The 10402-nt window shown below is 64.7% G+C and carries 10 protein-coding genes, 1 tRNA gene and 1 other annotated feature; of the genes, 4 read left to right on the top strand and 7 right to left on the bottom strand.

Features of this window, described 5'->3' with window-relative positions:
- Window positions 1-48: 48 nt before the first annotated feature.
- Window positions 49-750 carry a riboflavin synthase gene (locus AD428_RS16385; protein ID WP_053245883.1) on the bottom strand — a complete coding sequence of 234 codons (702 nt, stop codon included), beginning with the start codon at window positions 748-750 and terminating at the stop codon, window positions 49-51.
- A 100-nt stretch (window positions 751-850) separates the two neighbouring features.
- Window positions 851-2284, bottom strand: coding sequence for an aldehyde dehydrogenase family protein (locus AD428_RS16380; RefSeq protein ID WP_053245760.1), 1434 nt, complete (start codon window positions 2282-2284; stop codon window positions 851-853).
- A gap of 301 nt (window positions 2285-2585) precedes the next feature.
- Between AD428_RS16380 and AD428_RS16375 the strand changes: the two genes are divergently transcribed.
- Window positions 2586-3389: a FadR/GntR family transcriptional regulator gene (locus AD428_RS16375; protein WP_053245761.1), complete on the top strand. Its 804-nt coding sequence runs from the start codon at window positions 2586-2588 to the stop codon at window positions 3387-3389.
- Window positions 3390-3450: 61 nt separating this feature from the next.
- Here the strand turns inward: AD428_RS16375 and AD428_RS16370 are convergent, their stop codons facing one another.
- The 3 genes from AD428_RS16370 to AD428_RS16360 all read right to left on the bottom strand — a co-directional run bounded on the left by AD428_RS16370 (window position 3451) and on the right by AD428_RS16360 (window position 5849).
- Entirely contained in the window at window positions 3451-5058 is a 1608-nt protein-coding gene (locus AD428_RS16370; RefSeq protein WP_082308457.1) for a GGDEF domain-containing protein, read from the bottom strand.
- A gap of 119 nt (window positions 5059-5177) precedes the next feature.
- A complete protein-coding gene (locus AD428_RS16365; protein ID WP_152968124.1) occupies window positions 5178-5408 on the bottom strand; it encodes a hypothetical protein in 231 nt (76 codons plus the stop codon).
- A gap of 237 nt (window positions 5409-5645) precedes the next feature.
- A complete protein-coding gene (locus tag AD428_RS16360) occupies window positions 5646-5849 on the bottom strand; it encodes a cold-shock protein (RefSeq protein ID WP_053245881.1) in 204 nt (67 codons plus the stop codon).
- 394 nt (window positions 5850-6243) lie between these two features.
- Here AD428_RS16360 and xth point away from each other — a divergent pair, with 394 nt between their 5' ends.
- Both xth and AD428_RS16350 read left to right on the top strand, forming a co-directional pair.
- A complete protein-coding gene (xth, locus tag AD428_RS16355) occupies window positions 6244-7026 on the top strand; it encodes an exodeoxyribonuclease III (RefSeq protein WP_053245880.1) in 783 nt (260 codons plus the stop codon).
- Between the two features lie 65 nt (window positions 7027-7091).
- Window positions 7092-7167: transfer RNA gene (locus AD428_RS16350), tRNA-Ala, on the top strand.
- Window positions 7168-7416: 249 nt separating this feature from the next.
- Here AD428_RS16350 and AD428_RS25230 read toward each other — a convergent pair.
- Window positions 7417-8121, bottom strand: a complete 705-nt coding sequence (locus AD428_RS25230; RefSeq protein WP_080699424.1) for a metallophosphoesterase — start codon at window positions 8119-8121, stop codon at window positions 7417-7419.
- A gap of 568 nt (window positions 8122-8689) precedes the next feature.
- On the opposite strand from AD428_RS25230, the gene AD428_RS16340 reads away from it, so the two are divergent.
- Window positions 8690-9022 (top strand): helix-turn-helix domain-containing protein, encoded by a 333-nt coding sequence (locus AD428_RS16340; RefSeq protein ID WP_053245878.1) that lies wholly within the window; start codon window positions 8690-8692, stop codon window positions 9020-9022.
- 113 nt (window positions 9023-9135) lie between these two features.
- Here the strand turns inward: AD428_RS16340 and AD428_RS16335 are convergent.
- Window positions 9136-10364 (bottom strand): IS3 family transposase gene (locus AD428_RS16335; protein ID WP_102964834.1). Its coding sequence is split into 2 segments (ribosomal slippage): window positions 9136-10085 and window positions 10085-10364, totalling 1230 coding nucleotides; the frame shifts between segments, so codons are not numbered across the junction.
- Window positions 9970-10086, bottom strand: a sequence feature (AL1L pseudoknot). It overlaps the preceding gene by 117 nt.
- Window positions 10365-10402: the final 38 nt, after the last annotated feature.

Raw genomic sequence — 10402 nt, 5'->3', positions numbered from 1 at the left:
CCGCGGCGAACTGCCGCGGCCCGCGCCGCCGTCCGGAAACCGGAAAAATCAGCCCTTGGGCCGGGGGCTCGCGAAGTCTTCCAGCGCCAGCCCCTTTTCCTTCAGGATGGCTTCCAGCACCGGCTGCAGGCGCCCCAGGCTTTCCTGCACGGCCTCGCGCACGGTGTCCACCATGACCTGCGTGCCGCGCTCGATTTCGATGTTCACCAGATCGCCCGGCCGCTTGTCCTCGAAGACGGTCATGCGCCGGGTTTCCGGAATGAGCCACACCTCGAACCAGCCCTCGGCGCGGTTCACCTCGGACACGGTCAGGCTGGCCCCGTTGATGGCGATGTAGCCCTTGGCGAAAACGTATTTGCGAAACGCCTCGGGAATGTCGAAGCGCATGCGGCAGTTGGTGTCGGACGCGTCCACCTCCAGGACGCGCGAGGTGAAATCCACGTGGCCCGACAAAGGGTGGCCGCCGATTTCGGCGCCGTCCTTGGCCGCCCGCTCCACGTTGACGCGGCCGCCTTTCCGGTAGGCGCCCAGCGTGGTGATGGCCAGGCTTTGCAGCATGACATCGAAAGTGGCGCGGTCCGGCCCCAGGATTTCAGTTACCGTGAGGCAGACGCCGTCGGTGGACACGCTGGCGCCCACGGCCAGGTCGGCGCAGAAGCCCGGCGGAAAATCCAGCGTGAAGGTGCGCAGGCCCTCGCGGTCGGCGATGCCCGCAATGGCGGCGGTGCCTTGAACAATACCTGTGAACATACGGATCCTGAATGCGGGGCGGCGCGCCCCGCAGGCAAAACATCAACGGTAACCGATATTTTGCCAGCCGGCCGCGCCGTCCGGGGATCCGCCGCCGCGTTCAGTGGCGCACCGCGATGGTCTTGAGCGTGGTGAAGCCGTACAGCGCCTCGAAGCCCTTCTCGCGGCCGTAGCCCGATTGCCGCGAGCCGCCGAAAGGCAGCTCCACGCCGCCGCCCGCGCCGTAGTTGTTGACGAACACCTGCCCGGCGCGCAGCTTGCGTGCCAGGCGCAACTGGCGCGCGCCGTCGCGCGTCCAGACTCCCGCCACCAGACCGTACAGCGTGCCGTTGGCGATCTCCAGCGCCTGCTCCTCGGTGTCGAACGGAATGGCCGCCAGCACCGGGCCAAAGACCTCTTCCTGGGCCAGGCGGCTCTGCCAGGGCACGTCGCGGAACAGCACCGGCGGCTGGTAGAACCCGCCGGCGGGCGCGCCGTCCTTCAATTGGCCGCGCGCGGCCACCTTCATGCCCTGCGATTCGGCCTCGGACAGGAAACCGCGCACGCGATCCTGCTGGCGCGCGTTGATGAGCGGGCCCACGTCCAGGTCCTGGGCGGCCGGGCCGGTCACCGTGGCGGCGAATGCGTCCGACAGGCGCTTGATGACGGTTTCGTACACGCCGCGCTGCACCAGCACCCGGCTGCCCGCCGAGCAGGTCTGGCCCGCGTTCTGGATGATGGCGGCCACCAGCACCGGCATGGCCGCATCCAGGTCCGCGTCGTCGAACACGATCTGGGGCGACTTCCCGCCCAGTTCGAGCGTGACCGGCACGTGGTTCTCGGCGGCGGCATGGGCCACCAGCTTGCCCGTCTGGGGCGAGCCGGTGAAGGAAATGTGGTCGATGCCGGGATGGGCGGACAGGGCCGCGCCGGCTTCGTGGCCGTAGCCCGTGCAGATATTCAGCGCGCCGGGAGGCAGCCCCGTCTCGGCGGCGATCTCCGCCACCTTGAGCAGCGACAGGCAGGCGTCTTCGGCCGGCTTCACCACGCAGGCGTTGCCCGCCGCCAGGGCCGCGCCCACGCTGCGGCCGAAGATCTGCAGCGGATAATTCCAGGGCACGATATGCCCGGTGACGCCATGCGGCTCGCGCACGGTCAGCACGGTAAAGCCCGGCGTATAGGGAATGGTTTCGCCGTGCAGCTTGTCTACCGCGCCGGCGTAGAACTCGAAGTAGCGGGCGACGGCGGCGGCGTCGGCGCGGGCCTGCTTGATGGGCTTGCCGGTGTCGGCGGACTCGATCTGCGCCAGCTCCTCCTGCCGGTCGATCAGCGCGAAAGCCAGGCGCATCAGCAGCCGGCTGCGCGCGGCCGGGGCCATCTGGCCCCACTCGCCCTCGAAAGCGGCGCGCGCGGCCCGCACGGCGCGGTTCACGTCTTCCTCGCCCGAGCGGGCGATAGCGTCAAAGGGCTGGCCGTCCGAGGGGTTCAGGACGTCGATGGTTTCTCCGGTGGCGGCAGCCACCCATTCATTGGCGATAAAGTTCTTATGGCTCACGGTATGCGCGGGGTAAAGTGGCGGCCATGCGGCCGGAAATGGAAAGTGTCTCCGCATGCCAGGGCCGGACGGCGCGGGCATGGCCGGCGGAACGCGCCGGTTCTTGTCTGTCTGGTTCTGGCAGACAAAGTACGGGAGCGCCCTCCGACTTGTCAATTGCACTAACAGCTTTACACCCGAACCCCGCCGTTATCTGCATAAAAATACGGGTTTACCCTGAAACCGGTACCGATTTCTTGCACCGATCGTTTGTCACCATGATTGACAGCCTGACCGATAGCCTCCCCGCAGGACGGCGCCCATGAATTCCCTGGCAACGCCTGCCGCCGCCGGTCCGGCCGACGACGCCGCGCGGCCCCGCCCCGACCTGGACGTGCTGGCCGAAGTGGCTTCCGGCCTGGGTTACGTGCGCGCCGAACGCTTCGCCGAACGCGTGTACGAAAGCCTGTTCTATGCCATTGCCACCGGCAAGATCGCCCCCGGCGGCCGGCTGCCCTCCGAAATGGAACTGGCCGCCCTTTTCGAGGTGTCGCGCCCGGTCGTGCGCCAGGCGCTGGACCGCCTGCGCGAAGACCAGCTCGTGGAATCGCGGCGCGGCTCCGGCAGCTACGTCCGCGCCAAGCCCGACCTCATGGGCGGCCTGCCCGCCATGGACCCCGCCAAGCGGGTCAGCCACATCCTGGAAGGGCTGGAACTGCGCCGCGTCATCGAGCCGGAATGCGCCTATCTCGCCGCCCTGCGCCGCACCGACGCCGACCTGCGCGACATGGACCGCATGCTGACCGGCTACGAAGAAGCCGACGCCAGCGGCGCCATCGCGCACCACCACGACTACGGCTTCCACCGCGCGATCGCGGCCGCCACCGGCAACCAGCGCTTCGTGCAGGTGCTCAAGTCGCTGGAATACGACGTAAGCCATGCCGTGAACCTCATGCGCCACCTGGTGCACATCCAGCCCTGGAAGCGCACCCGAGCCGCCATAGAGGAACACCGCCACATCTACCGGCTCATCCGCGACCAGGACGCGGAGGGCGCGCGCAACGTCATGCGCGCCCACATCGAAAAAGCCCGCAGCCGCATGCTCAACAGCGGCTCCGAAACCTGACGCCTGTTCCGCCGCGCGAAGCGCGCAACGGCGCCGAAGCTCCTGCTTCCCCTGCGCCCCGTCAGGGGGCGGAATCCGGCGGCGTATGGCGGGCCGGCGCCGCGCCGAGCTTCGCGTCCGTGTCGGACACCGACCACGCCACCACGCGGTTGCGGCCGCCCCTCTTGGCCCGGTAGAGCGCCTGGTCGGCGCGCTCCAGCGCCGTTTCCGCATCGGGCGCATCGTCCGGACAGCGGGCCACGCCGATCGAAATCGTGATGCGGCCCACTCCGCCCGGCATCTCGCGCTTGGCCGTGGCCGCGCGGATGCGCTCGGCCACGGCGAGCGCCGCCTTGGCCGTCGCGCCCGGCATCACCACCAGGAATTCCTCGCCGCCGATCCGGCAAGGCGCATCCTCGCGCCGCACCTGGGCGCGCATGATCGTGGCCAGCTCGACCAGCACGCGGTCGCCGGCGGCATGGCCGTAGGTATCGTTGACCCGCTTGAAATGGTCCAGGTCCAGCGCCAGCACCGCGAAGGCCCGCCCGCTTGCCCGTTCCAGGGCATGGGCCAGACCCCGGCGGTTAAGCAGCCCGGTCATGGGATCGGTCAGCGTCTCGGCGTTCAGCTCGCCGATCCGGCGCTGATGCTGCTCCAGGGTGGCGCGCACCGCCTGGCGCAACTGGTCCGCCTCGAAATACCAGGCGCGCACCGACCGCAAGATGGGCTCGCCCCGCCCGCAATCGAGCTCGCGCACCGCTCGCGCCAGCGTCGAAAGCGGCTTGGCGATGCCATACCCCATCAGCGCGATGAGCACAATGCACACCAGCGCCGCCGGGATGGAATAGAGAAATATGGTCCACATCAGGCCGCGCAGCGTCACGGACAGCGGCCGCTGCACCACGATGCCCCAGCCGCCATGCCTCATGGGCGCGTAGGCGGCCAGCATGTCCTCGCCATCGGCCCGCACCACCCTGCCCTCGGCGCCCCCGCCTTCCTTGAGCGCGCGCACCACGGTATGGTTGCGCGCGCGCAGTTCGCCGCGCTCGCTCTCCTGCCGGTACAAAACCTGGCCCGAGGCGTCGATGACGTAGCTGTATGAGCCGTCGCGATGGAAATGCTGGCTCAGCAGCTTGTCCACCTCGGTATCGCGCTGCAGGAAGATCGCCCCCGCGACCAGACCCAGGTAGTTGCCCTGCGCGTCGCGCACGGGCTCGGTAACCGCCACCGTCAGGCGCCCCGCGCACAGATAGGGCGCGGTCACGTTGCCGCGCTCCTCGCGCGCGCGCAGATCCGCCCCGCTCAGATCCCAGCGCTCCTGCGGCAGCGAGGGGTCCGCGGCGGCCTGGGCCAGCACCTTGTTGTCGCGGTCCACGATGAGCACCCCTGCCAGGCCGTCGGACTGCTGCGCCACGCGCGCAGCCTCGTCCTGCAACGCCGCGGGCGAATCCATGATGGCGGGGATCCGGCGAGCGCTCACGGTCAACTGGCGCTCGATGGATTCCATATAGAGGTCCACGACCTCGGCCAGCTTTTCCGCATAGGCCAGGTTCGACTCCAGCGTGCTCGCGACCAGCAGCTCCTTCTGGGCCCGGTACGCCGCGAACAAGGCATTGGAAAACGCAATGCCGGCGCTCAGGACGGCCAGCGCCACGATGAGGTAGACCAGGGTGATGCGCGTGCCCTTCAATCCGCGAGTCCTCCGCCGCCCAATGCGCGCCGCGGCCGCCATGCGGCCGGATTGCGCATCCTACAGCGAGAATCGGCCCCCGCGCATGAAATTCGCGCCGGCGCCACACGCCGCACGCGTCATCCAGGCACTTGCCGCCGCTCCAGCTCGACCAGCCTTTCCCCGCCCGCGCGGCGGTAGATGCGGTCGGATTCCCGCGTCAGCCGCTCCCCGGAGGTCAGGCGAAACACATAGTCGGGCACGACGCCCTCCTGGGTGCGGCGTCCCACCCGGAACCGCTCGATGCGAAACAGCTCGCCCGTATCCGAACGGGCAAGCACATCGTCGAGCCTGCGTATTTCCATTGACATGGCGCTCCCCTCGGGTAACGGCGCGCTCCCCCGCCACCGCCCCTCCTGCGCAAAAACCAGGCCTTATTTGGAAACGCCAAAATACGCCGGCCAGATTCCTCAACAATAGGGAGTATCACTAACGGCGGCATCGCCGCCCCGCCGCCGTTTCCCGGCGCGGAAACAAACAAGCCCTCTTGCGAGGGCTTGTCTGCATGGGCTGCCGCATGGCGCGGCAGCCGGGTAAGCCGCCGATATTTACAGCGGCGTGATCTTGGTGGCTTGGGGGCCCTTGGCGCCCTGGCCGGCGATGTAGCTCACGCGCTGGTTTTCGCGCAGCTCTTTGTAGCCGTTGCCCTGGATTTCGGAGAAATGGGCGAAAAGATCTTTGCCGCCATCTTCAGGGGTAATGAAACCAAAACCCTTGTCAGCGTTGAACCACTTTACGATGCCTGTTTGCATGGATATTCCTTGATGAAAGACGGACACGTGTCCGGAACGAGACGATCAAGGAAGGATATGGACAATGATGGCGCACTCTGCAATTCGCACACAACCGAACGGAATCGCTACTCTTGAAGATCTGCGGGCACTATGAGGCCCGGGACCGGACGAGTCAAGCGATATTTGACTCCCCGCCCGGCGCGCTTGCGGAAAAACATGTAACCGGGCGGATTTCACGGCATTCGCGGCGGCGGCGCGCCGTTCCTGGGGACGCAGCGGCGGCGCGCCTCGCCCCTGCGCGGGGCCACGGTATCATGTGCCATCGTCCGCCACGGCAAGCCCGCCATGGCACCATAAGAACCACCGCCGGGCCGTCCGCGGGCCCGCGCCTCCATAACGATCTGCCGAAACCATGAAGTTAGCCACCTGGAACGTCAACTCCCTCAACGTACGCCTGCCCCAGGTGCTCGCCTGGCTCGACGCGAACCCGGTGGACGTGCTCTGCGTCCAGGAGCTCAAGCTTCCCGACGACAAGTTCCCCCAGGCGGCGTTCACCGAAGCCGGCTACCACGCCGTGTGGGCGGGCCAGAAAACCTATAACGGCGTGGCGATCCTGTCGCGCGAGCCGGGCCAGGCCATGGTGCGCAACATCCCCGGCTTCGAAGACCCGCAGCAGCGCGTGCTCGCCCTCACCCTGCCCAGCCCCGACGGCGACCTGCGCGTGGTCTGCGCCTACTGTCCCAACGGCCAAGCCATCGGCTCCGACAAGTACGCCTACAAGCTCGAATGGTTCCAGGCCATGCGCGACTGGCTCGCCAGCGAACTCGAACAGCACCCGCGCCTGGCCGTGCTGGGCGACTACAACGTCGCTCCCGCCGACGAAGACGTGCACAACCCCGAAAAATGGGAAGGCCAGGTGCTCGTCTCCGAGCCCGAGCGCCACGCCTTCCGCGCCCTGCTCGATCTCGGCCTGACCGACTCCTTCCGCCTCTTCGAGCAGCCCGAGAAATCCTTCAGCTGGTGGGACTACCGCCAATTCGCGTTCCGCCGCAACGCCGGCCTGCGCATCGACCACGTCCTGCTCTCCGAGCCCCTGGCCAAGCGCTGCATCGCCTGCGTCATCGACAAAGACCCCCGCCGCAACGAACAACCCTCCGACCACGCCCCCGTCGTCGCAACGCTGCAGTTCGCGTAGAAAAAAATTCGAGTCCAGTTGCACACGCATCCGGATTTCATGTATAGTTGCGGTCTTCTGATTTTGGGGCGGTAGCTCAGCTGGGAGAGCGTCGCGTTCGCAATGCGAAGGTCGGGAGTTCGATCCTCCTCCGCTCCACCAAAATTCCAGATGAAAAAGCCTTGGAAACACAACGTGTTCCAAGGCTTTTTTGTTTTTACAGGCTTGATTTTATTGGCTTATCAGCTGATGCCGTCGCCACGACACAAGGTCCGCCCGGTGATTTTCGGTAGCTGATGGGAGATCAGCTTATGCGCCCAAATACCGAAAAAATTGACCCGCGAGTGGGACAAATTTGGGACAAACCCAGCCCCTTCCCCTATTAGCCAAACAGCAGCCTTTGAACAGCTCTCAGCGGCGACTGTGCCAAGGCTTGAGCGTGTGCAAGTCCAGTAGCGTGAACTTGCCGCTATCCCACCCACCCGTGTCAATGTAGTAGACATTGCCGAGCTGTGCTGGCTTGCGCAGCGTCATATGGCCATGGACAACCGCCCGAACATTGCGAACAGGCTGGGCATATTGCAGTCGATATCGGTCTATGGACCACAGGCATGCATCCTCGTCCTCTGGACTGAAGGTAGCGCCGTGGATAGCTTGCCAGTCGTCATAAGGAAAGTCGGCATGTACCAGACCGACAACACCGCCCGGCGTTTCGACCTCAATTGCCAACGGCAAGGCGTTCAAGCACGCACCGATACGTGCTTGGGTATCGCTATCGCATGCATCCAACCACTCACCACCATGGAGGCGATGATCGACCTGGGGAACCGGGTTGTTCATCGCCCGCCGCCAGGTCATGAGATCGTGATTCCCACAAATGGCATGAAACCACGGGCGCTCCAGCCACGCTAATACATCGGCGGACTCTGGCCCGCGATCAACAAGGTCCCCGACGGCGAACAATCGGTCATGGTCGGGTGAAAACTCAGCGGCGGTCAGTGCGGCATCGAGCCGACCGAAATGGCCATGGATATCACCGACCGCAAAGTCGCGACCCGTCGCATTCAAATGAAAGCGCTGGACCCGTGCATTACCGGGCCTCGTGCCTGATTCCATGTAGTGTCCTGCTGCTCATTCTGCGCAACCCTCATGATACTTGGCTATTAACGGTAGAGTGACTTATGATCCGGGACATTGAGCTTCGGCTCGATATCTTCGAGGTTGTCGGCCTCGAATGTGATCCAGAATGAGTGGGAGGCCAGGATGGTGTTGTGTCCTGGCGCTTTCCGGACAGGCGAATTTTTCGCCCTGCTACCTAGAGTATTTATAGTGGGTGTCCCAAGAAAGCAAATCTGCCGCGTATTCAACCGCTCAGGGATCACTGGACGCTAACGCGGCAGTTGAGCCACCCCAAAGGTGAGATAAGGGAACGGCAAAAGTGAACATGCGACACAGCGCCGGGGTAGCGTCCGGCAAAGAGCTTCAGGGTGTAGGGGCATGCGAGTGACTCTACTGAACCCTGTCGGTGACGCGACAGACCACCCTTAGGCTCCCGAAATCAGGCCCAGTCTTGCGGGCGTTGCCAGGAAGTGCTGTTTCCTCCAACGCCTTACAGAGCCTCACCGCAACTCGCGTATTGGCGTCGTCCTCCAGGACGACTGCCCTTTACGCCTGAGGTGCGGAAATGGCCGTTTTCCCCGTCAACACGCTTGACTTCCTTAGCAAGAGCTACCCCCCGACTCTGACTGTCGAGCAGGTCAGCCAGATCACCAGCGAACAGCCGCAGACCATTCGCAATCTGGTTTCCCAAGGTCGTTATCGAATCCCATCCTTCAAGATCGGCCGTAAGCGTGTTTTCCGGCTCGTAGACGTTGCCGAGTTCATTGACCAACAACTCCTGGCCGACCCGAGCCATCCCAGCAAGAAGAAGCCTCGCCGCGGCCGTCCGACCAAAGTGGAGCAAATGGCGCGTCAGGCCGCCTCCCTTGGCATTGCCCCCGTCCTAGCTGGGGTGTAGGCCATGGCGTTCGACCTCATGCCAGATCGGTCCATCGCTAATGAACGCGACCGTCTCTTACCTGATCGACACCCTCAACATGAATTGCCCCGGGAATCGAGGAGGCTGTTTGGTTAAAGTACAGCGTTCATCGGCACAGAGTCAGAGTTGGTACGGAGATAGCGTTCTTCAGCCTGCGCAGGAGGAATATACCCGATGGACCCGAGCAGGCGCTGATGGTTGTACCAGGCGACCCACTCCAACGTGGCCAATTCCACGGCAGCCCTGGTTTTCCAGGGCGCTCGGCGATGAATCAGTTCGGCCTTGTACAGCCCGTTAATGGTTTCAGCCAGGGCATTGTCGTAACTGTCGCCACGGCTGCCCACGGACGGCTCGATGCCTGCCTCGGCCAGGCGTTCGGTATAGCGGATGGACACGTATTGCGATCCTCGATCAGAATGGTGAATCAGGGACTCGGCGGGACGCCGGTCATACAGAGCCTGCTCCAGAGCATCGAGCACGAAGTCTGTACTCATGGTGTTGCTCACGCGCCAGCCGACGATGCGCCGGGCAAACACGTCGATGACGAAGGCCACATATAGCCAGCCTTGCCAGGTCGACACGTAGGTGAAGTCCGAGACCCATAACTGATTGGGCCTGTCGGCATGGAAGTGGCGATTGACGCGATCCAGTGGGCATGCCTGCGAACCGTCGGCAATGGTGGTGCGCACCCGCTTGCCTCGGCGCACGCCCTGCAGACCCAGGTGACGCATCAGGCGCTCAACCGTGCAGCGGGCCACGGCAATGCCTTCGCGCTGCAACTGGTGCCATACCTTGCGTACGCCGTAGACTTGCATGTTGGCTTGCCAGACACGCCGAATCTCAGCCATCAAACCCTCGTCGCGCTGGCTGCGCGCACTGCGCAGCTCCGGGCATCGTTGGCGGGCGGCATGACGCCGATACGCCGATGGGGCAACCTGCAACACCTTGCAGATCGGCTCGACCCCGTAGACGTCCCGGTGCCGGTCGATATAGGCGTTTACTTCTTCAGTTCGCGGTCGAGCGCCGCCTGGGCGAAAAAAGCACTGGCCGACTTCAGGATCTCGTTGGCCCGGCGCAGTTCTTTGACCTCGCGTTCCAGAGCCTTCATGCGCTCTCGTTCACTGGTGCTCATGCCATCACGCATGTCGCTGTCGATCTCGCTGCGCTTGACCCATTCCAACAGCGTGGCCGGCACGCAGCCGATCTTCGGCGCTATGGACTCGACGGCCGCCCACAGCGATGGATACTCGCCACGATGCTCTTGTACCAGACGCACGGCGCGGTCACGGACTTCCGGGGAAAACTTGTTCTGCTTGCTCATAAGGGCTCCATTCTCTCAAAGGTTGGAGCCTCCGCAAA

Source organism: Achromobacter sp. DMS1, from assembly GCF_001270295.1.
This window is presented reverse-complemented; position numbering and strand designations above follow the sequence as displayed.